Annotated in this window: 20 protein-coding genes; 12 read left to right on the top strand and 8 right to left on the bottom strand. The window is 73.4% G+C overall.

The features are described 5' to 3' along the window. Positions 1 to 75: 75 nt before the first annotated feature. Together AC060L_RS04130 and AC060L_RS04125 are read right to left on the bottom strand one after the other, a co-directional pair. Positions 76 to 1,947, bottom strand: a complete 1,872-nt coding sequence (locus AC060L_RS04130) for an acyl-CoA dehydrogenase family protein (RefSeq protein ID WP_483797024.1) — start codon at positions 1,945 to 1,947, stop codon at positions 76 to 78. 135 nt (positions 1,948 to 2,082) lie between these two features. After that, on the bottom strand, positions 2,083 to 2,904 hold the full coding sequence (locus tag AC060L_RS04125) for an integrase (protein ID WP_483797023.1): 822 nt from the start codon (positions 2,902 to 2,904) through the stop codon (positions 2,083 to 2,085). Between the two features lie 482 nt (positions 2,905 to 3,386). On the opposite strand from AC060L_RS04125, the gene AC060L_RS04120 reads away from it, so the two are divergent. Beyond that, the gene (locus AC060L_RS04120) at positions 3,387 to 3,608 is read left to right on the top strand and encodes a DUF5302 domain-containing protein (protein ID WP_483797022.1); all 222 of its coding nucleotides are present in this window, start codon (positions 3,387 to 3,389) and stop codon (positions 3,606 to 3,608) included. A gap of 44 nt (positions 3,609 to 3,652) precedes the next feature. Here AC060L_RS04120 and AC060L_RS04115 read toward each other — a convergent pair whose 3' ends face one another. Further along, complete coding sequence (locus tag AC060L_RS04115) at positions 3,653 to 4,267, bottom strand: TetR/AcrR family transcriptional regulator (protein WP_483797062.1); 615 nt, start codon at positions 4,265 to 4,267, stop codon at positions 3,653 to 3,655. 209 nt (positions 4,268 to 4,476) lie between these two features. Between AC060L_RS04115 and AC060L_RS04110 the strand changes: the two genes are divergently transcribed. Then, positions 4,477 to 5,667 carry an acyl-CoA dehydrogenase family protein gene (locus tag AC060L_RS04110; RefSeq protein ID WP_483797021.1) on the top strand — a complete coding sequence of 397 codons (1,191 nt, stop codon included), beginning with the start codon at positions 4,477 to 4,479 and terminating at the stop codon, positions 5,665 to 5,667. An 83-nt stretch (positions 5,668 to 5,750) separates the two neighbouring features. Here AC060L_RS04110 and AC060L_RS04105 read toward each other — a convergent pair whose 3' ends face one another. Genes AC060L_RS04105 through AC060L_RS04090 form a run of 4 tightly spaced genes read right to left on the bottom strand, consistent with a single transcriptional unit; the run spans position 5,751 to position 8,774 of the window. Next, the gene (locus AC060L_RS04105; protein ID WP_483797020.1) at positions 5,751 to 6,014 is read right to left on the bottom strand and encodes a hypothetical protein; all 264 of its coding nucleotides are present in this window, start codon (positions 6,012 to 6,014) and stop codon (positions 5,751 to 5,753) included. Between the two features lie 32 nt (positions 6,015 to 6,046). Then, entirely contained in the window at positions 6,047 to 7,150 is a 1,104-nt protein-coding gene (gene alc / locus AC060L_RS04100) for an allantoicase (RefSeq protein ID WP_483797019.1), read from the bottom strand. A gap of 38 nt (positions 7,151 to 7,188) precedes the next feature. Continuing rightward, positions 7,189 to 8,112 carry a LysR family transcriptional regulator gene (locus tag AC060L_RS04095; protein WP_483797018.1) on the bottom strand — a complete coding sequence of 308 codons (924 nt, stop codon included), beginning with the start codon at positions 8,110 to 8,112 and terminating at the stop codon, positions 7,189 to 7,191. 26 nt (positions 8,113 to 8,138) lie between these two features. Further along, positions 8,139 to 8,774 (bottom strand): ATP-binding protein, encoded by a 636-nt coding sequence (locus AC060L_RS04090; RefSeq protein WP_483797017.1) that lies wholly within the window; start codon positions 8,772 to 8,774, stop codon positions 8,139 to 8,141. A gap of 291 nt (positions 8,775 to 9,065) precedes the next feature. On the opposite strand from AC060L_RS04090, the gene AC060L_RS04085 reads away from it, so the two are divergent. The 9 genes from AC060L_RS04085 (at position 9,066) to AC060L_RS04045 (ending at position 19,197) form a co-directional block, all read left to right on the top strand. Continuing rightward, positions 9,066 to 10,034, top strand: a complete 969-nt coding sequence (locus tag AC060L_RS04085) for a hypothetical protein (RefSeq protein WP_483797016.1) — start codon at positions 9,066 to 9,068, stop codon at positions 10,032 to 10,034. A 174-nt stretch (positions 10,035 to 10,208) separates the two neighbouring features. Further along, positions 10,209 to 10,937, top strand: coding sequence for a YcnI family protein (locus AC060L_RS04080; protein WP_483797015.1), 729 nt, complete (start codon positions 10,209 to 10,211; stop codon positions 10,935 to 10,937). Positions 10,938 to 11,136: 199 nt separating this feature from the next. After that, complete coding sequence (locus AC060L_RS04075) at positions 11,137 to 11,814, top strand: SCO family protein (RefSeq protein ID WP_483797014.1); 678 nt, start codon at positions 11,137 to 11,139, stop codon at positions 11,812 to 11,814. Further along, positions 11,814 to 12,305, top strand: coding sequence for a copper chaperone PCu(A)C (locus AC060L_RS04070; RefSeq protein ID WP_483797013.1), 492 nt, complete (start codon positions 11,814 to 11,816; stop codon positions 12,303 to 12,305). Before AC060L_RS04075 ends, AC060L_RS04070 begins: the two co-directional genes overlap by 1 nt. A gap of 8 nt (positions 12,306 to 12,313) precedes the next feature. Next, positions 12,314 to 14,350 carry a copper resistance CopC/CopD family protein gene (locus AC060L_RS04065; protein WP_483797011.1) on the top strand — a complete coding sequence of 679 codons (2,037 nt, stop codon included), beginning with the start codon at positions 12,314 to 12,316 and terminating at the stop codon, positions 14,348 to 14,350. A gap of 10 nt (positions 14,351 to 14,360) precedes the next feature. Beyond that, entirely contained in the window at positions 14,361 to 15,575 is a 1,215-nt protein-coding gene (gene efeB, locus AC060L_RS04060; RefSeq protein WP_483797010.1) for an iron uptake transporter deferrochelatase/peroxidase subunit, read from the top strand. A 132-nt stretch (positions 15,576 to 15,707) separates the two neighbouring features. After that, positions 15,708 to 16,643 (top strand): prephenate dehydratase, encoded by a 936-nt coding sequence (gene pheA / locus AC060L_RS04055; RefSeq protein ID WP_483797009.1) that lies wholly within the window; start codon positions 15,708 to 15,710, stop codon positions 16,641 to 16,643. A 476-nt stretch (positions 16,644 to 17,119) separates the two neighbouring features. After that, positions 17,120 to 18,394, top strand: coding sequence for a serine--tRNA ligase (gene serS, locus AC060L_RS04050; protein ID WP_483797008.1), 1,275 nt, complete (start codon positions 17,120 to 17,122; stop codon positions 18,392 to 18,394). Beyond that, positions 18,391 to 19,197, top strand: coding sequence for an HAD family hydrolase (locus AC060L_RS04045; protein WP_483797007.1), 807 nt, complete (start codon positions 18,391 to 18,393; stop codon positions 19,195 to 19,197). The genes serS and AC060L_RS04045 overlap by 4 nt, the downstream gene beginning before the upstream one ends. Positions 19,198 to 19,283: 86 nt before the next feature. Here AC060L_RS04045 and AC060L_RS04040 read toward each other — a convergent pair whose 3' ends face one another. Further along, the gene (locus AC060L_RS04040) at positions 19,284 to 21,005 is read right to left on the bottom strand and encodes an LCP family protein (RefSeq protein WP_483797006.1); all 1,722 of its coding nucleotides are present in this window, start codon (positions 21,003 to 21,005) and stop codon (positions 19,284 to 19,286) included. Positions 21,006 to 21,319: 314 nt separating this feature from the next. Here AC060L_RS04040 and AC060L_RS04035 point away from each other — a divergent pair, with 314 nt between their 5' ends. Next, the gene (locus AC060L_RS04035) at positions 21,320 to 22,051 is read left to right on the top strand and encodes a FadR/GntR family transcriptional regulator (protein ID WP_483797005.1); all 732 of its coding nucleotides are present in this window, start codon (positions 21,320 to 21,322) and stop codon (positions 22,049 to 22,051) included. Positions 22,052 to 22,137: the final 86 nt, after the last annotated feature.

Here is a 22,137-nt window from a genome sequence, read left to right as displayed (position 1 = left end):
CTCCCTCCCCTCGCCCCTCCCTTCCCTCCAACCCTCCTCCTCTTTGGTCCCCCCCCCCCCCCCACTTCTCTGCCGTCAGCGGCCGCCGTCGAGCGCCCGGCCGCCGTTCTCGAAGGCCTGCTGGTAGGCGGGCCCGGTGATCGGGCGGGCGGCGAAGAACTCCTCGGGCAGATCGAAGGCGTCCACCAGCCGGCTCGCCTGACCGGCCAGCCGGCCGATGCTCTGTTCGACCAGGTCGGGGAGCTCCGCCAGCCGGGCTGCCGTCAGCTGCTCGGCGCCCAGCAGCAGGCCGCCGTACTCGCCGATCCGCCGCAGCGCGAAGAGCTGGTGCAGGTCGAGCAGGGCGGCGCGGGCCTGCGGGTCGGTGGCACGCTCGGCGGTGGCGAGCAGCGCGGCGGCCGCGGCGTGCTCGGCGCGGGCGGTGACGGCCGCCAGGGCCGCCGGGGCCGCCGCGTTCCAGCGGCGCAGGCTGTCGCCGGCCGGTGCCGCGCGCAGCCGGGCGCGGGCGCGGACCAGCTGCAGTCGCTCCGCCGCCTGCAGCAGGGCCTGGACGGCGGCCGGGTCGCTCAGGTCCCCGCCGGGGGTGACGGCGCCGGGCGCGGCGGCGGCCGGGCCGTCCGCGTCGAGCAGGAGCTCCGCGCCCGCCTTGGCCCAGAGCGCGAGGTTGTCGCCCTCGGCGGTGATGGTTCCCTCGACGTCCAGAGCGAGCGCGGTGAGCCCGTTGACCGGGAGCAGCCCCTGGGCACCGCAGCGTTCGCGGCACTCGATGATCAGTTCGCGCGCCTGCCAGGTGGTCCAGCCCTTCGTGACCGAGACCTGCCGCTCGGCCTCGGCCGCGTCCGCCGGATCGGTGCGGTCGTGCTCCGCCCAGCGGGTCACCGTCTCACGGTGCAGGGCGGTCATCGCGTAGGCGGTGGCGAGCCCTTCCAGCAGCGGGCCGTGATGGGTGCGGTGCGCCCAGAGGGGCACCCGGCGGTCCGGGCGGGCGCCGGTCACCTCGCGGTGGTGCGCGTAGCGGACCGCCGTCGCCAGCGCCGCCCGGGCACCGCCGACCGCGCTGGCGCTCATGCAGAGCTTGCCGATGGTGACCCGGCCGATGCCGGCGAGGAAGCGTTTCCTCTTACTGCCGAAGGCGCTGCTGAGCGTCCCGTCGTCGGCGAGCCGGCCGTGGTCGCCGGACAGCAGTGCCTCGCGGGGCAGCACGACCTGGTCGAAGGCGGTCAGGCAGTGGTCCACCGGACTTCCGGGGCGCAGCGGCAGCTCGCGCACCGTGACCCCGGGCAGCAGGCCCGCCTCGTCGCTCAGCGCGGCGAGGAAGAGGAAGATCCCGTGGTCCCGTCCGTCGACCAGGAGCCGGGCCGCGACCAGCGCGGACTTCGGACCTCCGGCCGGGCTGGTGTTGGGCATGAACTTCTGCGCGCCGGTGTGCGGCGTGTGCAGCGTGAACGTCCGGTCCGTCCGGTCGTAGACGGCGGTGGTCTCCAGCGCGGTGGCGTCGTTGCCGTGGGCGAGTTCGGTGCACAGGAAGGTGCCGATCCGCTCCATCGCCGCGAACTCCGCCAACGGGCGCTTCTCGTCGGCGTCGTGGTCGAGCAGGCTGCCGAGGAAGAGGTTGTAGTGGATGCCGGCCAGCACGGTGAGCGCGCCGTCCAGCGGAGCCGTCCACTCGTGCAGGGCCGCCAGCCGGTACGGGTCACGGGCCAGCGCGAGCGCCTCGCCGACTTGGTTGACCATCCTTAACCGCTCGTAGGAGGCAATGAGTTGGTCGGCGACGCTCGCCTCGGCCCGGCGCTGCAGCCGCGGGTCGGTGGTCAACCGCCGCCAGGGGGCGTGGATGCGCTCGTGGTCGGGGCCGTAGAGCCCGCGGGTCAGGTCGGCCACCGTCGCGTCGGGAGCCGTGCTCCGGGTGCGGTGAGCGTGATCTCTGCGGTTCGGAGTCGTCGTCATGCGTTGACTAATTAGCGGGCGGTCGGCTGGGAAACGGCCTGGTAAGTAAGATCACCTGGCCTGGTGCGGGCCGAACCGCCGCATCGCCGCGCCGCCGCAGCGGTGCGCGAGTGCCGTCAGCGGCTGTCAGCGGCATCAGAGTCGAGCGTAGAGCGCCGTCGCGTCGTCCTGGGCCTTGCCGCGCGGCCAACGTTCGCAGCGCGGGTCGGCGGCCTCCGCCTCCCGGACCCGGGCGATCAGCGCGGCCGGGCCGCCGTCCGCGAGCAGCCGCAGGGCGTCCGACCAGTCGCCGAGCCCGAAGCGCTCGGCGTAGCGACTGGCGCCGTCGGTGAGGGCGGCCAGCGCGGTCAGCGTGTCCAGCCGGACGAAGCCGGTCTCCGCGTGGGCGGCGGCCTTCGGGGTGGCGGCGGCGATCCACGGGCCACTGCCGGTGTTGCGCACGGCGCGGACGGCGAGCGCGTGGCGCAGCAGCAGCGCGGCACGCTCGGCGCTGCCCGCCTCGGCCTCCCAGACCGCACGGCGCAGCACCTCCCCGTCGGGGTAGTGCTGGTTGTCGCCGAGCACCACCGGCGGGCCGCTCTTCGGTTCGAGCACCAGCAGCGAATCCCCGAGGACGAGGTACTCCAGCGAGCGGCCGTGCTTGCGGGCGGCCACCACCATGGCGGCCGGGGTGTTGGGGTGCGCGAGGTCGCAGCGGCCGCCGTGCAGCGCGGCGGTCTCCACGATCGCGTCGGCCAGGCACTCGGCGATGTCCCGGTCGGAGCGGTCGGTCAGCCGGGCGAGCAGGTGCACGCCCAGCCGGCGGACGTACCAGGCGGTGCCGTGCCGGCAGCCCGACTCCATGCCCTCCGGTGAGCTCGACCCGTCGAGCAGCACCATCGCCTCCGGAGTGGCGGAGGCGAAGTCCTCGCTCTCCCGGTCGGGTTGCTGTGGCTGGCCCGCCAGCTGTACCTGCATGCCGCCAGTGTGCGGTGCCGGGCGGGCCGACGGACAGCCCTTGGCGAAGGTTCGCCCGTTCGGGGCGGGCTGGGGCCTCTCTTACGGATCTTGCCGGGCCTGCGGTGGCAGGGTGGGCAGCTGTTACATATCGTCAGATACCGGGGCATATGGCTCGATCCGGTGACGCAGGCAGACGGCTGATGGGAGAACCCGCGGATGTGGTGGCAGGCGATCGTGGTGACAGTGGCTTCATTCGGGTTTCCGACCCTCGCCCTGCTGTACTTCATCGGTGGGCCGCACTACCGCGACCTGCCCCGCGACGACTGGCGGCAGCGCGGAGCGGACACCCTGCCGGGACGCGCTGACGGAGCACGCTGACCGGGCATGACCGGGCGTGGACCGGGCGTACTGAGGGCGGCGGCGGCCCTGCTCGTGACACAGTGGCTGCTGTACCCGCGGTATGCGCGGTACGAGCAGGCAGCACCGTCCAGGAGGTCCCTATGAGCAGCAGCGACGAAACCGTGGAGAACGGCGAAACCACCGAGGCGCCGACGCCGGCCGCTGCCGAGGACGACGTGAAGGCCAAGTTCCTGGCCGCACTGGCCCGCAAGCAGGGCGGCAAGGGTGACGGCGCGGGCGGCGGCCCGGGCGGCGACTCCAAGATCCACGGCACCCACGCGGCCGCGGCCGCCAAGCGCAACTTCCGCCGCAAGAGCGGCTGAGCAGAGCGGCCAGGCAGCGCGGCTGAGCAGCAGGAACAGCGGGCTCAGGCGGCGGGCAGCAGCGACTCGTCCGCCGCCTCCGAGCTCAGCAGCAGCCGCAGCGAGCGCCGGGCCCGGCCGTACGGCGCCGTGTCGTCGTGCAGCAGCGACAGCGCGTTGGCGTACTCCAGGAAGCTGACCAGCTCGAAGGAGAGCTGCTCCAGATCCGTGTCGGCCCGCAACTCCCCCGCCGCGCGAGCCGCTTCGAGCAGCTCCAGGACGGCCCGCTGCCAGCCGAGACTGCTCTCGGCAAGCGCGTCCCGCACCCGGCCCGGCTGCGCGTCGAACTCGGCGCCGACCGCGTAGAAGAAGCACCCACCGGGAAAGACCCGCTGCTGCGAGTAGGCCAGCCAGCGCTCGCACAGCTCCCACAGCTGCGCGATCCCGGGTGGCAGCGCGCGGACCGGCTCCAGCACCGCGTTCAGATAGATCCGCTGGGCGGCCCGGACGGTCGCCAGCTGAAGCTCCTCCTTGGAGCCGAAGAGCGCGAACACCCCGCTCTTGCTCAGCTCCAGCTCCGCTGCCAGCCGCCCGAGCGAGAGCCCGCCGAGCCCCTCCACCGAGGCGATCCGCACCGCCCGGTCGAGCACCAGGCGCCGGGTCTCGTTGCCCTTCTGCACCCGCCCGTCGGTGGCCCGCCGCTCGGCTGCCTGCCCGTCCGCCGGCCGCCCGACCGTGGCCCGTCCGGTGGTGGACTCGCTGCTGGTTCGGGCCACTTGCCACCACCGTCTTCCGTGACTGCTCGGCGACTGCTTCCCGGTCAGCGTAAAGCCTGATACGCATGGGGCGGCACCCGTGCCGACCCACCCCACACCCTCAGGAGCCCCGCATGTCCGCCAGTACCCCCCGCCCCGGTGGCCCGGACCCGCTAGACCTGCTCGCGGTCGGCGAGTTGCTCACCGAGGAGGAGCGGCTGATCAGGGACACCGTCCGCCGTTTCGCCGACGACCGGATCCGCCCGCAGATCGCCGACTGGTTCGAGCGCGGCGTCTTCCCGGCACGCGAACTCGCGCCCGAGCTCGGCAAGCTGGGTCTGCTCGGGATGCACCTGGACGGCTACGGTTGCGCCGGCGCCCCGGCCGTCGCGTACGGGGTGGCCTGCATGGAGCTGGAGGCGGCCGACTCGGGGCTGCGCAGCTTCGTCTCGGTCCAGGGCTCGCTGGCGATGCGGGCGATCCACGCCTTCGGCTCCGAGGAGCAGAAGCAGCAGTGGCTGCCCGGCATGGCGGCCGGCACCACGATCGGCTGCTTCGCGCTGACCGAGCCGGACTTCGGCTCCGACCCGGCGGGGATGCTGACCACCGCCCGCCGCCGCGGCACCGACTGGGTGCTCTCCGGCAGCAAGATGTGGATCACCAACGGCAGCGTGGCCGACGTGGCCGTGGTCTGGGCGCAGACCGAGGACGGCGTGCGCGGCTTCGTGGTGCCGACCGACACCCCCGGCTTCACCGCCACCGACGTGCACGGCAAGCTCTCGCTGCGCGCCTCGGTGACCAGCGGGCTCTCGTTCGACGAGGTGGTGCTGCCGGCCGACGCCGTGCTGCCCGGGGTCAGCGGGCTGCGCGGCCCGCTCTCCTGCCTGAACGAGGCGCGCTACGGGATCCTGTGGGGCACCGTCGGCGCGGCCCGGGACTGCTACCAGGCCGCCCTGGAGTACTCGAAGACCCGCATCCAGTTCGGCCGCCCGATCGCGGGCTTCCAGCTCACCCAGGAGAAGCTGGTCGAGATGGCGCTGGAGCTGGAGAAGGCCTACCTGGTCGCCTGGCGGATCGGCCGGCTCAAGGAGGAGGGCCGCGCCCGGGCACCGCACGTGAGCTTCGGCAAGCTGAACAACGTGCGCACCGCGCTGGAGATCGCCCGCAGCGCCCGTACGGTGCTCGGCGCGAACGGGATCACCACCGACTACCCGGTGCTGCGGCACGCCAACAACCTGGAGTCGGTGCTGACCTACGAGGGGACCAGCGAGATCCACCTGCTGGTGCTCGGCGAGACGATCACCGGCGAGTCCGCCTACCGCTGAGCAGCCCCGATCGCGCGCGGGGCTCCCGGGGCCCTGCGCGCGATCACCGACGACCGCGCGGGGTCAGCGTCGGCCGTGCGGGGTCAGCGTCGGCCGCGGTCCGGCAGGTAGGTGCTCCGGTCGTGCTCGTCGGCCAGGAACGGCACCGACTGGAACCAGAGCACCCCGCACTGCCGGCAGCACTTCTCCTCGGTCTGCCCCCACTCGGAGGAGTCGAGGGTGGCCGCGTCCTCCGGCAGGTCACGTCCGCACAGGCCCACGTGCTGCTCGTCCTGGACCATGTGCCACTGCTTCACCGGGCCGGATCGGCCCTGTTCGCCGTACTCGGCGTGCATCCGATGCAACATGCTTCAACCATGCGCCCCGCCCGGTGCCGCCGCTAGGCGAGCGAGCCGTGCAGGCGCAGCCGGGCGACGCCGCCGTCGGGGAAGACGTCGAGCCGGGCGTGCGTGATCGGCCGGCCGGCTGCGGTTCCATCGCCACCGCCGCCCGCGCCGACCAGGAAGCGGTGCAGCGTGTCGGGCTGCAGCTCGGTGCGCGGGACCAGCTCGAACCAGCCGGGCGCCTGCCGGTCGGCCGGATCGCCCGCCCCTTCGGCGCTCGCGTCGAACCCGAGCACGGCGGCCCAGCCGGCGGCGTTGCCCACGTAGTTCGCGGTGTCGATCTCCACCGCGCGGACCGTGCCGCGCCCGGCCAGGCGCAGCCGGACCCAGTCGTGGCCGTCGTCCCGGCGGCGGCGGTTCTCCCAGCCCTCGCCCATGTTCCGGGAGCGGCCGGGCAGCAGCAGGTTCACCGGCGGCGAGAAGAACCGGTCGGACGCGTCCTCGATGCTGCCGCCGTGCTCCAGCGCGGCCAGGTCGAAGCTGCCGAGCGCGGCCAACCAGGCCGGTTCGGGGGCAGCGACGCCGTGCACCCGCAGCCGGGCGATGCCGCCGTCCGGATACTGCCGCAGCCGCAGGTGGGTCCAGCGGCCGCGGTCGGCGACCGTGAAGCCGTTCGCCGCGTGACCCCGGACGGCGCTGCGCGGCACGATCTCCTGCCACCGCGTCCGCGGCGCGAGCAACTCGGCCGGGCCCGGCGTGCCGGGGAGCTCGACCGCCTCGATGGAGACGGCCTGCGGGTAGTTGCCGCGGAAGTGCGCGGTGTCCACCACGATGCCGTGGATCACGCCGGGCAGGCCGAGCCGGATCAGCGCCCAGTCGTGGTCCTGCGCGGTCGGATGCGGCCGGTCGGTCCCGGCGCCGCGCCGCCGGCGGGTCTCCCAGCCGTCCATGATCTGGCCCTTCGGGCCGAAGGTGTGCGGGCGGAACTCCGCGGGGCCGGGCAGCAGCAGGTTCTCACCGAACGCGAAGAGCTCGTCGTTGGTGGCGGTGACGCCGGCCCCGAGCCGGCGGTCGGCCAGGTCGGTGAGCCGGCGGTAGGCATGGGCGTCGTCGTCGGGGAGGTCCTGGTAGTCGAGGTAGCTCGGGTCGTCGTTCGTCATGACTCCACCGTGCGCCCAGGCCATCATTCAGGTCCATCTCAAAGATCTGACTGAATTGTTGAGCCAGCCTTAACGATCTCCTGAAGCATCCGCCGAACCGGCGGCGCCGTCTCGGTCCCCACCCGGGCGGCGGCCACCACCCGGCGGCTCGGCCGGTCCGCCGGCAGCGTCCGGACCACGACGCCCCGCCCGCCGCCCGCCAGCAGCCGCGGCACCAGCGCGACCCCGAGCCCGGCACCGACCAGCGCCAGGATCGCCCCCCAGTCGCTCGCCGTGTGGGCCCGCTCGGGCACGAAGCCGGCCTCCGCACAGGCGCCCAGCGTGATCTCCCGCCACGGTCCGGCCCCGCCGAAGATCCACGGCTCGTCCGCCAGCTCGGCCAACCGCAGCGCCGGCCCGCCGGGCGCGGCCTGCGCGAGCGGGTGGTCCAGCGGCAGCGCGAGGTCCAGCGGATCGTCGAGCACCGGCAGCTGGAAGAAGCGCGGGTCCTCGGCGGTCGTCCCGCGCACGTTCAGCGAGACCGACACGTCCACCTCACCCGCCGTCAGCAACTCCACCGCCTCCGCCGCCTCGGCTTCCACCACTCGCACCACCAGCCGCGGCGCCCGCTCCCGCAGCCGCGCCACCGCCGGCACCACCAGCCCGGTGATCGCCGTCGCGAACGCCCCGACCCGCACCTCGCCGGCCTCCCCGTGCAGGTACCCCGCCAGCTCCGCCTCCGCCTGCGCCAGCTGCACGAACACCCGATCCGCGTGCCGCAAGAGCAACCGGGCCGCACTGGTCAGCCGCACCCGCCGCCCGTACGGCTCCAGCACCGGCGCGCCGACCTGCTTCGCGAGCATGGCGAGCTGCTGCGAGACGGCCGAGGGGGTCAGGTTGAGCCGGGCCGCCGCAGCGGTGACGGTGCCGCACTCGTCGAGGGTCTGCAGGATGCGGAGCTTCTTCAGGTCCCACTCGGTCATCGGGCCAGGCTAGGGCTTGTTCAGTCCTAGGAAGCGACGCGCAGGACGGTCTGGTCGCGGGGCTTGAGGAGCTTGTCGAAGCTGACGATGGCGCCGCGCTGCGGGTGGTTGCTGAGGCGCACGCGGTCGGTGAGGGCGTGGATCAGGAAGAGGCCGCGGCCGGACTCGGCGGTGAGGTCGGGGACGGCGTCGAGGTCGGCGAGGCGGGGGCCGGCCGGGGTCGCGCGGGTGGCGGGCAGTACGTGGGTGTCGTAGGCGGTGTGGCGGACCCGGCGGGTCGGGCCGAGGGCAGCGGCGGGGCCGGGGAGGGAGGCGCGGCCGCGGCGGCGGTGCGGGCGGGGGTGCGCGGCCGGGCGGCGCGGGCCGGCGGCGTGGAGCGGCGGCACCAGGTGCGGGGTGCTCGGCAGGCCGGGGCCGGAGTCGACGACCTCGATCCGCAGCAGGTCACCGGCCAGGCTGGCAGTGACCTGGAAGCCCTCGCCGGCGCGGCCCGCGGCGGTGTGCTCGACCGCGTTGGCGCAGGCCTCGGTCAGTGCGAGGCCCAGATCGTGGGCGATCTGCGGATCGACGCCGGCGCTCTCCAGCGTGCCGAACAGGACACGGCGGGCCAGCGGCACACTGGCCAGCTCGCGCTTGAGTTGCAGAGTCCACCAGACGTCCACGACAGGTCCCTCCTGGCTGCGGCTCCACATACAACTAGGTATTTCCGAGTGATCAGGCCATGAACCGTCCGGCGACGGCCGGTCCGCCCATTCGGCGGATGGACTGACGCGGCACGGTGTGCCGAGCGGCGCACGATCGCCAGGTGCGCGCCGGGTCCGAACGGGTGAGGCCCCGTCGGCCGCCCTCCGAGCGCCCCGTGCTGCGGCCGATCGGGTGATCATGGCCGGTTTTCCGGGCCTTCCGCACCCCGCCCCGGGCGGCCTGGGGCGGGGTGCGATGATGGCTCGGCCATGACTGACCGCCGCCTCGCCCCGCTGCCGGGCATCACCGACCCGGTACGCCGGGCACTCGGCGCGCTCCGCAGCACGAGCGACGCGGTCGGTGCAATCGGCGTAGTCGGTGCAGTCGGTATGACTGGTGTGAATGGTTCGAACCGCGCCGGCCGCACCGGCACTGACGGCGGCAAGCGCCGGGCCGCGGGCTGGGACCTGCGGATGCTGCGGGCCGTGCCGTTCGCGCTGGCCTGCACGTTGATCGCCGCGGCCGGGCACGAGCTGGCCGGCGGCGGCGCGATCGCCCTGCCGACGCTGGCCGTCGGCTTCGCCACGGTCTGCGCGGTGGCCGCCCTGCTCGGCGGGCGGGAACGCTCGCTGGCGGGCATCGCCGGCACGCTCGGCCTCGGGCAGCTCGGCCTGCACCTGCTCTTCCACGGCGTCGCGGGCCACTCGATGCCCGGCATGGCCGGGATGCCGGGCATGGGTGGTGCGACCGGCACCGCCGGGCTGACGCTGGACCAGGTCGCCGGACGGCTGATCTGCAACGACACGCCCGGCCTGCCGCATGTGCTGCCGCCCGGGATCAGCCCGGCGCAGTTGGTCGGCGCGGCCGGCCTCGACCCGCACAGCTTTCCCACCGCGGCCACCGGAACGGCCTGGTCGCTCGGGTCCTTCGGGCTGAGCCCGGCGATGCTGGCCGGGCACCTGCTCGCCGCCGTCGCGGCCGGCTGGTGGCTGCGCCGTGGCGAGGCCGCGCTCTGGCGGCTGCTGCGGCTGGCCGGTGCCGCCGCCCGTGAGTGGGCCACACCGCTGCGCACCGCGTGCGCGCTGGTCGTGGCGCTGCTGCACGGGCTGCTGACGGCCGGTGAGCGGAACGTCCGGACGGCGCGCCCGGACGCGGGGAGCGCGCGACTGCCGATGGCGGTCACGCTGCGGCACAGCGTGATCCGGCGCGGTCCGCCACTGGCGGCGTGCGCGTTCTGACCTGACGCACCACCGGACGGGAGCCTTGCCTCCACCGGCTGGGAGCCGTCGAACCGCCGGACGGGGGCTGAGGCACCGTTCGATGACGGTCGGGGGTCGGACGCGCTGACGGCACGTCGACACCCAACCGTCCAGGGCGGCACACCGCCCTGCTCCCGATGGAGACCCCCGCACATGCGCTCGCTTCCTGCCCGCCGTACCGCCGCCGCCACCGTTCTCGCGGCCGGTGCCGTGCTGGCCGCCGCCGTTCCCGCCTTCGCGCACGTGACCGTGCAGCCGGGCACCGCCACCCAGGGCGGCTACACCGCCGTCGCGTTCCGGGTGCCGGACGAGAGCGACACCGCGAGCACCACGAAGCTCGAGGTCACGCTGCCGACCGACCACCCGATCGTCTCGGTCTCCACCCAGCCGCTGCCCGGCTGGACCGCGGTCGTCGAGAAGACCCACCTGGCGAACCCGGTCAAGACCGACGACGGCGACACCGTCACCGACGCGGTCAGCAAGATCACCTGGACCGCCGACGCGACCGGCAAGATCGGCCCCGGCCAGTTCCAGGAGTTCAAGGTCTCGCTCGGCCCGCTGCCCACCGACACCGACCAGCTGGTCTTCAAGGCGCTGCAGACCAAGGACGACGGCAGCGTGGTCCGCTGGATCGACGATGCGAAGCCCGGCCAGCCGGAGCCGCAGCACCCGGCCCCGACGCTGAAGCTGACCAAGGCCGGCGCGGCCGCATCGGCCCAGCCCGCGGCCCAGCTGACCGCCTCCCAGGACAGCGCCACACCGGCCGCGAAGTCGTCCGACTCCACGGCCCGGGTGCTCGGCGTGGTCGGCATCGTGGTCGGCGTGCTCGGCGCCGGCCTCGGTGTGCTCGGCCTGCGCCGCAAGAACACCCCCGCCGCCTGACGGCCCCGGGGGCGTGCCTGCCAAGGTGTGGGGACGGGCCCAGGGCCCGCAACGCCTAGGTGGGGGGGGGGTTGGGGGCAGAGACAAGAGAGGGGGGGAAACCCCCCCCGGGCCCCGCGCCCGACGTAGCCGAAGCACCCGAAGCACCCGACACACCCGAAGACCCGCCACTCTCCGAACGCCCCGATCGGATCCCACCATGCATCTGCGCCCCACCCACCGCCGCCCGGCCGCCGCGGCCGCGCTGCTCCTGGCCGCCGCCCTCGCCCTGACGGCCTGCGGATCGAGCACCACCGGCTCCGGCACCCAGGGCGCGGCGAAGGTCTCCCAGGAGGCCTCGAACTCGCCGTACCAGGGCACCCCGCTGGCCCAGCACTTCGACAAGCCCGACCTGGTGCTGAACGACACCAGCGGCCAGCCGTTCGACCTGCGCCGGCGCACCGCCGGGCACACCACGCTGCTCTTCTTCGGCTACACCAGCTGCCCCGACGTCTGCCCGACCACCATGGGCGACATCGGCGTCGCGATGCAGAAGCTGCCCGCCGACCAGCGGTCCAAGATAGACGTCGTCTTCGTCTCCACCGACCCGGCACGCGACACCCCGAAGGTGCTGCGGACCTGGCTGGACTCGTTCGGCAAGGACTTCATCGGGCTGACCGGCGACCTGGACAAGGTCAAGGTCGCGGCGCGCAGCCTGGGGATCCTGGTCGAGGACCCGGTGGTCAACAAGGACGGCACGGTGACCTCCTCGCACGGCGCCCAGGTGCTGGCCTTCCTGCCCTCGGACGACAAGGCGCACGTGCTCTACCTGAGCAACACGTCCACCGACACCTTCGTCCACGACATGCCGCTGCTCGCCAAGGGGGTGAACGCCTGATGTCCCGTCGGCCCGGATTCCGGCGGCTCGCGCTCACGGGCGCGGCGGTCGCCGCCACGCTGACCGCCGGCGCGATAGTGGTCGCCTGCGGCGGCTCGGGGCACGGCTCCGGCGCCGCGGCGGGCGCGAAACTCAGCATCGCCGACTCGTACATCCCGCTGCCGCCCGGCGACGGCATGGCCGCCGGCTACCTGACGGTGCACAACTCCGGCGCCGGCAGTGACAAGCTGCTGAAGGTGACCAGCCCCGGCGCCAGCTCGATCACCCTGCACCGCTCCACGGACACCACCATGGAGGACGTGGACAGCCTGCCGGTGCCGGCCAACGGCGCGTTGCAACTCAGCCGTGGCGGCAACCATCTGATGATCATGGGATGGCAGAAGGCGCCGGCCGTCGGCGACCAGCTCGAGCTCGACCTCACGTTCGAACACAGCGGCACCATCGCCGTGCAGGTACCGGTGAAGCCGCTCACCTACCGTCCCGGGAGCTGACGAAACCCATGCGCAAAGCCCTGGCCTGGCTCACCACCGTCGGCGCGCTGATCGTCCTGCTGCTCACCTCGGCCGGACCCGCCTCAGCGCACGCCGCACTGCTGAAGACCGACCCCGCCGACAACTCGGTGGTGGCCACCGCGCCGAGCTCCGTCACGCTCACGTTCAGCGAAGGCGTGACGCTCTCCGGCGACTCGGTCCGGGTGCTCGACCCGGCCGGCAAGCCGGTGGACACCGGCAATCCGGGCCACGCGGACGGCAAGGACGACACCGCGACCGTCGGGCTGCGGCCCGGGCTGGGCAACGGCACGTACACGGTCGCCTGGCGGGCCGTCTCGGCGGACACCCACGTCGTCGGCGGGGCGTTCACGTTCTCGATCGGCGCCGCCTCGGCCACCTCGGTCTCCACCGCGCAGGTGCAGGGCGCCCAGACCGACGGCGTGGTCTCCGCGCTCTACGGGACCGGACGGGCGGTGGCGTACGGGGCGTTCGCCCTGCTCGTCGGCGTCGCCGCGTTCGTGCTGCTCTGCTGGCCGGGTGGGGCGGCCAACCGGGCGGTGCAGCGGCTGCTGATGAGCGGCTGGGTCGCGCTGCTGGCGGCCACCGTGGCGGTGCTGCTGCTGCGCGGTCCGTACGAGCGGGGCACCGGACTGAGCCAGGCCTTCGACCTCACGCTGGTGCGCACCACGCTGGACGAGCGGCTCGGCACCGCGCTGGCAGCCCGGCTGCTGCTGCTCGCGGCGGGCGGCGTCTTCCTCTCACTGCTGGTCGGACAGCTGGGGCAGCACGAGGAGCCGGAGCCGGCCGCAGGACCGGCCGGCGCCACGTCGTCCGGGGACGAGGAGGAGGACGAGCTGCGCCGCCTGGAGCGGCGGGCCGCGGAACGGCCGGTGCGCGAGGCCCGGCTGGCGCTCGGGGTCGGCGGGGCACTGCTCGCGCTGGCGCTCGCGGCCACCTGGGCGGCCGCCGACCACGCGGCGGTCGGGATCCAGGTCTGGGTCGCGCTGCCGTTCGACATGCTGCACCTGGTCGCGATGGCCTGCTGGCTCGGCGGGCTGGTGACGCTGTTCGTCGGGCTGCGGCACGGCGCCGGGGTGGCAGCCGCCGAGCGGTTCTCCAAGATCGCGCTGATCTCGGTGAGCGTGCTGGTGGCGACCGGGATCTACCAGGGCTGGCGGGGCGTCGGCAGCTGGGACGCGCTGGTGGACACCCGGTACGGGCAGCTGCTGCTGATCAAGGTCGGCCTGGTGCTGGTGATGCTCGGCACCGCCTGGTTCTCCCGGCGCTGGACCGGACGGCTGCGCAACGCCCCGGCCGGCGAGGGTCCGGACGACGGCGCCGCGCGAGCCGATGCGCCGGATGGCGACCGTCCGGACGGTGACGGTCCGGACGGCGAGCTGGTGGCCGTGACGGCCGACGGGTCGGCCGGGGCCGAGGAGGCGTCCGACGACCCCGTCCGGCGCGCCCAGCTGGCCCGGCAGCGCGCCGCGGTGGCCACCGCCCGGGTGCGCAAGGTGCAGGACGGCACGCCGGTGCAGGCCGGGCTGCGGCGCTCGGTGCTGATCGAGGCGGTGGTGGCGGTCGGCGTGCTGGTGGTCACCACGCTGCTGACCAACGCGCCGCCCGGCCGGGTCGCCGCGCAGATCGCCGCGAGCAGCACGACGACGGGTGCCCAACCGGCCGGCCAGGGCGCGCCGGCCCGCACCGTGCAGCTCAAGCTGCCGTACAACACCGGCGGCACGACACCGAGCGCCAAGGGCACCGCCACGCTGACCGTCAACCCGGTGCAGACCGGTGCCAACCAGCTGAGCCTGGCGGTCGTGGACAGCGCCGGGCAGCCGGTGGACGTCCCCGAGGTGCAGGTCTCCTTCACGCTGCCGGACCGCGACCTCGGCCCGCTCCCGGTCACGCTGGCCAAGGCCGGCACCGGCACCTGGAAGGGCACCGCACAGCTCCCGCTGGCCGGCGACTGGGTCGCCGCAGTGGTCGTCCGTTCCTCGGACATCGACCAGGACACCGAGACCAAGCAACTCACGATCGGCTGAGACGACCGCCATGACGACTACCTCCGGTTTCTCCCGGCGCGCGCTGCTCGGCGGCGCCGGGGCCGGGCTGGCCGTGGGCGCGACCGGCGGGGCGCTGGCCCGCGCCGCCGCCGTGCCCGCCCAGCCGCACGCTCCCTCGCTCGGCGCCGCCCGGATCGACTTCCACGGCCCGCAGCAGGCCGGCATCCTGCAGACCCAGCAGGCCAAGGTGCTGCTGGCCGCCTTCGACCTGGCGCCGATGGCCGGCCGGACCGGTCTGCAGACGCTGCTGAAGACCTGGACCCGGACGGCAAGCCGGCTCACGCTCGGCGAGCCGGCCGGGGACGCGGAGAACCAGATCGCGCTGGACGCCGGCCCGAGCTCGCTGACCGTCACGGTCGGCTTCGGGGCCACGCTCTTCGACAAGGCCGGGCTGACCGACCGGCGGCCCGCCCAGCTGGCGCCGCTGCCGGACTTCCCCGAGGACGCGATCGACCGCTCGCGCTCGGACGGCGACCTGTTCCTGCAGGTCGGCGCGGACGACGGACTGGTCGCCTTCCACGCGCTGCGGGTACTCCAGCAGCAGGCGGCGCCGATGGCGTCGGTGCGCTGGCAGATGTCCGGCTTCGCCCGCACGCCCGGCGCCACCGCGCAGCCGCGCACCGGGCGCAACCTGATGGGCCAGATCGACGGCAGCAACAACCCGAAGCCGGCCGACCCGGACTTCGCGAGCCGGATCTTCGCGACCGGCCCCGACTGGCTGGCCGGCGGCTCGTACCTGGTCTTCCGGCGGATCCGGATGCTGCTGGACAACTGGGAGAACCTGCCGACCGACCGCCAGGAGCGGGTGATCGGCCGCCGCAAGTCGGACGGCGCGCCGCTCTCCGGCGGCGCCGAGCACACCCCCGTCGACCTGACCAGGCAGAACCCGGACGGCACGCTCGCGATCCCGGCCGACGCGCACATCCGGATCGCCGCGCCCGCCTCGAACAGCGGCGCCGCGATGCTGCGGCGCGGCTTCTCGTACGCGGACGGGGTGCGCCCGGACGGCGAACCGGACGCCGGGCTGCTCTTCCTCGCCTTCCAGGCCGATCCGGGTCGCGGCTTCATCCCGGTGCAGCAGAAGCTGGCCCGCGGCGACGGGCTCTCGCGCTTCCTGAAGCACGAGGCGAGCGGGCTGTACGCGGTGCCGCCGGGGGTGCGGGGCGGCGGAGAATACCTCGGCCAGGCGCTGCTGGAGGGCTGAACGGCCCGAGTGACGACCAGAGGGTGACCGAGAGGTGACCAGTCACCGGACGGCCGCCCCGGGGCGGGACCCGAGTGGCTATGGTGGCTGGTCCGCTGTCGTCGCATGACCGCTGTCCGGAGGCGCGAAGAAATGTCGGCCACCCGTTACACCTATCTCGGGCCCGCGGGCACCTTCACGGAGGCCGCCCTGCACACGCTGCCCGAGGCGGGCACCCGGGAACTGGTGCCGCTCGCCTCGGTCCAGGCCGCGCTGGACGCGGTGCGCAACGGCGAGGCGGCCGGTGCGTTCGTGCCGATCGAGAACTCGGTGGAGGGCGCGGTCACCGCGACCGCCGACGAGCTCTCCTCCGGCAGCCCGCTGATGATCTACCGCGAGGTGCTGCTGCCGATCACCTTCGCGCTGCTGGTCCGCCCGGGCACCGGGCTGGCCGACATCAAGACGGTGACCAGCCACCCGGTGGCCCAGCCGCAGGTGCGCCGGTGGATCGGTGCGAACCTGCCGGACGCCCGCTGGGAGGCGGCCGCTTCCAATGCGGACGGCGCCCGGCTGGTCCAGGAGGGGCACACGGACGGCGCGTTCGCGGGCGAGTTCGCCGCCGCGCTCTACGGGCTGGACGCGCTGGTCACCGACATCCACGACGCGAAGGACGCGACCACCCGTTTCGTCCTGGTCGGGCGGCCGACCCGGGCCTCCTCGCCGACCGGCGCGGACAAGACCTCGATGGTGGTCTGGCTCGGCGACAACCACCCCGGTGCGCTGCTGGAACTGCTGCAGGAATTCGCGGTGCGCGGGGTCAACCTGATGCGGATCGAATCCCGGCCGACCGGCCACGGTCTGGGAAACTACTGCTTCTCGATCGACTGCGAGGGGCACCTGACCGACCGCCGGGTGGCCGAGACGCTGATGGGCCTGCGCCGGATCTGCCCGCAGATCCGGTTCCTCGGCTCCTATCCGCGAGCCGACGTCCGGGAGCCCTCGCCGCGTCAGCCGGGCACCTCGGACGAGGACTTCGTCGGCGCCGCGGACTGGCTGGCGCGCTGCCTCGACGGGCGCGGCGAGAGCTGAACGGGCCGAGTCGGGCCTGTCCGGGCCCGGCCGTCCACAACTGTCCACGGGGGCGGTGGGCCGGTGGCCCGCCGCCTCCGGTCATCCACAAGGCGTCTGGCGGCAAGTTATCCACAAGGCTGGGGACGAGTCGACAAACCGGCTTAGTTACTCCCGAGTCCAGTCTGATCATCTGGAAGCAGTCGAGATCGGACTATTCATCCCAGCGTCACCCTTAAGCCATGGATTTACCCGTTCAAGTGGCGGAAATACCTCGGGCTCGCAGTATCCCCCAGTTTCAAACCTTGATGACATGAATTCTTGCCACGAGTTCGCTGGGGCCCGCGCAATCCACAGGGGCCACCTCGGGCCTGTGGACAAAGGGCCCCCGGGAGTCGGGGCCAAGGGGTTATCCACAGGTTATCCACAGGGGTGCGCCGTTACCCCCAACCAAATCAGTACCGGCGGGCGGCCCGCTCCCCGGTAGGCTGACCCCCGTGATTGACCTTCGCCTGCTTCGTGAGGACCCTGACCGAGTGCGCGCCTCGCAGCGCGCCCGTGGCGAGGACGTCGACCTGGTCGACGCCCTCCTTTCCGCCGACGAACGCCGCCGGGCCTCGGGCAGTCGTTTCGACGAACTGCGCAACGAGCAGAAGGTGCTCGGCAAGCAGGTCGCGAAGGCGCAGGGCGAGGAGAAGACCGCCCTGCTCCAGCGCACCAAGGCGCTGGCCGAGGAGGTCAAGGCCGCCGACGCCGAGCAGGGCACGGCGAAGGAGGAGGCCGAGCGGCTGCTGCGCTCGCTGGCCAACCTGATCGACCCGGCCGCGCCGGTCGGCGGCGAAGAGGACTTCGTCACGCTGGAGGAGATCGGCACCCCGCGCGACTTCGCGGCCGAGGGCTTCGAGCCGAAGGACCACGTCGAGCTCGGCCAGATCCTCGGCGCGATCGACACCGAGCGCGGCGCCAAGGTGGCCGGCTCGCGCTCCTACTACCTGACCGGCGTCGGCGCGCTGCTGGAGCTGGCCCTGGTCAACATGGCGATGGCGCAGGCCGGTGCGGCCGGCTTCATCCCGATGATCACGCCGACTCTGGTCCGCCCGGCCGCGATGGACGGCACCGGCTTCCTCGGCCAGGCCGCGGAGAACGTGTACTACCTCCAGGAGGAGGACCGCTACCTGGTCGGCACCAGCGAGGTCCCGCTGGCGGCGTACCACATGGACGAGATCCTGGACGCCGAGCAGCTGCCGCGCCGCTACGCCGGCTTCTCCTCCTGCTTCCGCCGCGAGGCGGGGACCTACGGCAAGGACACCCGCGGCATCATCCGGGTGCACCAGTTCGAGAAGGTCGAGATGTTCGTCTACACCTCCCCCGAGGAGGCCGAGGCCGAGCACCGCCGCCTGCTCCAGTGGGAGAAGGACTTCCTGAACGCGCTGGAGCTGCCGTACCGGGTGATCGACGTCGCCTCCGGCGACCTCGGCTCCTCGGCCGCCCGCAAGTTCGACATCGAGGCCTGGATCCCGACCCAGGGCAAGTACCGCGAGGTCACCTCGACCTCGAACACCACCGAGTACCAGTCCCGCCGGCTCTCGATCCGGATGCGCGAGGAGGGCAAGGTCCGCCCGCTGGCGACGCTGAACGGCACGCTGGTCGCCGTCCCGCGCACCATCGTGGCGATCCTGGAGAACCACCAGCAGGCCGACGGCTCGGTGGTGCTCCCCGAGGCGCTGCGCCCGTACCTCGGCGGCCGGACCACGCTGGACCCCGTCAAGTGACGGCCGGGCTGCCGTTCCGGCTGGTCGCGACCGATCTGGACGGCACCCTGCTCGACCCCTCGGGGCAGGTCTCCGAACGGACCCGCGCCGCCCTGGCCACCGCCACGGCGGCCGGGGCCGTGCACATCGTCGTCACCGGCCGCTCGGCCGTCTGGGCACGGCCGGTGCTCGAGCAGATCGGCTACACCGGCCTGGCGGTCTGCGCCCAGGGCGCGCAGGTCTACGACGCCGGCGCGCACAAGCTGCTCACCTCGATGACGCTGGACCGGCGGGTCGCCGCACTGGCCCTGGAGAAGATCGAGGCCGAGATCGGCCCGCTCGCGGTCGGCGCCTGCCAGGACGGGCTGGACGGCTCGGTGCTGATGACGCCCGACTACCGGTTGCTCTCCGAGCACCTGGACGTGGTCCGGGTGGACGGCACCGCGGAGCTGTTCGCGGAGCCGATCAGCAAGCTGTACGTCCAGCACCCGTCCCTCTCCGACGACGAGCTCGCCGCTGCCGCCGAGCAGGCGGCGGGCGGCCTGGTCGGCGTCACGGTGGCCGGCCCGACGATAGTCGAGCTGCTGCCGCTGGGGCTGAGCAAGGCCACCGGGCTGGCCGTCGCGGCCCGCAGGCTGGGCCTGAAGGCGGCGGACACCATCGCGTTCGGCGACATGCCCAACGACCTGCCGATGTTCAAGTGGGCGGCGCACGGCGTGGCGATGGCCAACGCGCACGAGCAGCTGCGGGCGATCGCCGACGAGGTCACCGCGAGCAACGCCGAGGACGGCGTCGCGCTCGTGCTGGAGCGCTTGTACGGCTGACGACGGAGCCTGGTGCTGACGCGGCCTCGGTCATCGAGGCCGCGTCAGCCGTTTCCCGGCCGGTTCGGTCGGCCGGGTCAGCCGGGTCAGCCGTTGTAGGACACGTTCGCGCACGGGTCGTCGTCCGCCGCGCGGCCGCCGGCGGTGACGCTGGACGGCAGTGGGGCCGGGGCGGCCGAGGAGGCGGGCGACGATGCGGCGGCGGACCCGCCGTTCGCCGCGGCGTAGTCCTGACCCAGGATCAGGTTGAGACCGGGCGCGCTGTTCTTCTCCAGCGTCGCCCCCGGGAAGAGCTGCGCCAGCGCCTGGGCCGCCTTCGACTCGCCCGGGCCGTACTGCACCACGGTGGCCGGGTGGTCCTGGGTCGCCGCGTTGGCGGTGCCGGCCACGGTGAACCCGGCGTCCTTGAGCTTGGCCGCGGCCGACACGGTCAGGCCCCTGGTGGTGGTGCCGTTGTAGACGGTCACCCGGGCGCCGGCGCCGTTCACCTGGGCCGCGGGAGCGCTCGCGGCGGCCGACGGCGGCGCGCTGGGATTCGTACTGGGGCTCGCATTGGGGCTCGCGCTGTCCGGGGCGTCGGGTTGCTGGCCGCCGCTGGCGTCCTGGCCGTCCAGCGTCCGGTCGGCCTTCAGCGCGGCCCAGAGGTTGTCCACCGCCGGGTGCACCAGGTCCACCCGCTCCTTGTTGAAGCGCCAGGGCGTGGTGATGAACCGGATGTCGTGCAGGTCGATGTTCTTCATCGACATCCCGAAGCTCAGCAGCTTGTCCGCCGAGGCCAGACCCGGGTCGACGATCACCGACTTGGTGGCGGCGTCGGCGAGCGGCAGCAGCGTGGTGGGGTTCATCCCCTCACCCTTGACCTTCTTGATCATCGCTGCCAGGAAGGCCTGCTGGCGCTGCATCCGGCCGATGTCGGAGCCGTCCCCGACGCCGTGCCGCAGGCGCACGTAGTTGAGCGCGCTCTGCCCCTGGACCGTCTGCACGCCCTTGCTGAAGATCTGGTTCCCCTTGTGGCCGAGGTTCGGGTTCAGATCCCCCTCGAAGACCGCGTTGGGCATGCAGACCTGGACGCCGCCGATCGCGTTGGTCATCGCCGCGAACCCCGCGAAGTCGACCACCAGCGTGTGGTCCACCCGCATGCCGGTGAGCCGCTCCACCGTGTTCTGCGTGCAGGCGGGGTTGCCCTGGTCGGTGTTGCCCATCGAGAAGGCGGAGTTGAACATCGCGTTCGGCTGCGGCTTGGTCCACTTGCCGTTGACCATGCAGGCCGGGATCTCGACCAGCGAGTCGCGCGGGAACGATATGCCGACGGCGTGCTTGTGGTCGGCGTAGACGTGCAGCAGGATCGTGGTGTCCGAGCGGGCGCCGGAGTCACCGCCGCCGCCGAGGTCGCTGTTGCCGCTGCCGCGCGAGTCGGAGCCGATCAGCAGCACGTTGACCGGCTTGTTGCCGTTCGCGTCGGGCGTGGCCGCCGCCGGGCGGTCGGTGGCGATGCCGGCGGCGTCGAAGCTGGTGATGTTGCCGTTCAGCTTCAGGTAGAGCGCACCGCAGCCCGCGCCGGCCAGCACCACTGCGGAGGCGGTGCCCCAGACGATCAGCTTCCGCCTCCGGTTCGGCTTCGCGGCCTGCTTGCGCCGCCCGCGGCCCTGGGCCCGCCGGGCCGCCGCACGGCCGCCGGGCGTCGGCGGCTCGGCCGAGCCGCTCCGGCCGTCGCCCGCCCGAGCACCCGTCCGGGCACCCGTCCGGGCTGCGCGACGACCGCCCTCACCCGGGTCGTGACCGGACGCGCCCGCCCTCTGGCCTGACATGCGTTCACCCTTCGCCGGCGGCAGGAACAAGCCATCCGCAGCGCCGAGCACGCGCGTAGAGCTTCTGCGGAGCATATAAAGGCACCAATACGAAGTCACGATTAGGGTTAACGCTGGTATTACATTTGCAAAATTGCGCAATCGAGCAAGCCCCTGCCGGGCCGCCCGGAGGGAGCCTGGCAGGGGGCCCAGGCGAGGCCCGGAGGAGACCCGGAGGAGGTTCGAGCGACACCCGAGGCACCCAGTTGTAGGATGACCGGGCAAGCGGTTGTAGGATGACCGGGCAAGTAGTCGAGCGAGCTTGGAGGTGGCGTGTGACCAGCGGGAACGGGAATCTGCACGCCGCCGGACGGCGCTCCCTGGTGGACGCCGCCATCGACCAGCTGCGTGGCCGGCTCGCCGCCGGCGACTGGGCGGTCGGCGAGCGGATCCCGACCGAGCACGAGCTGGCCGAACAGCTCCAGGTCGGCCGCAACACCGTGCGGGAGGCGATCCGGGTGCTGGTGCACGCGGGGATGCTGGTCTCCCGGCAGGGCGAGGGCACCTTCGTACGGAGCACCAGCGACCCGGCCGCCGTGCTGCGCGGGGTGCAGCGCTCCGACGTGCGCGACGTGCTGGAGGTGCGCGCGGCGCTGGAGGCCGAGGCGGCCCGGCTGGCCGCCGTCCGGCACACCGCCGAGGACCTGGAGCGGATGCGCGCCGCGCTGGCCCGCGAGGCCGAGGTGATCGCCGCGCACAGCGAGCGGGTCGGCCGCGAGGCCACCGTCGAGCACGACCTGGAGTTCCACACCGCCGTCGTCGAGGCCGCGCACAACCCGGCGCTGACCGAGGTGTACCGCTACTTCAGCGCCTCGGTCCGCGAGTCGATGCGGGCCGCCTTCGGCGACCACGAGATGCCCGAGGTGGTCGTGGCCACCCACGAGGCGCTCGTCGACGCGATCGCGAGCGGCGACCCCGAGCGGGCCGAGACCGCCTGTCGCGCGCTGCTCGCCGAACCCACCGCCGCGGTCGAGCAGCTGCTCGCCGAGTTCGCGGCCCGCAAGTAATCGGACGCCGGTCCCGCGCCGCGCGCCTCGCGTGCGGCCCCGGAGCCGTTGCCGTCCACCTGCCACCCCTGCCAGAAAGCGCACCA

This window comes from Kitasatospora sp. NEAU-69, assembly GCF_057158765.1.
This window is presented reverse-complemented; position numbering and strand designations above follow the sequence as displayed.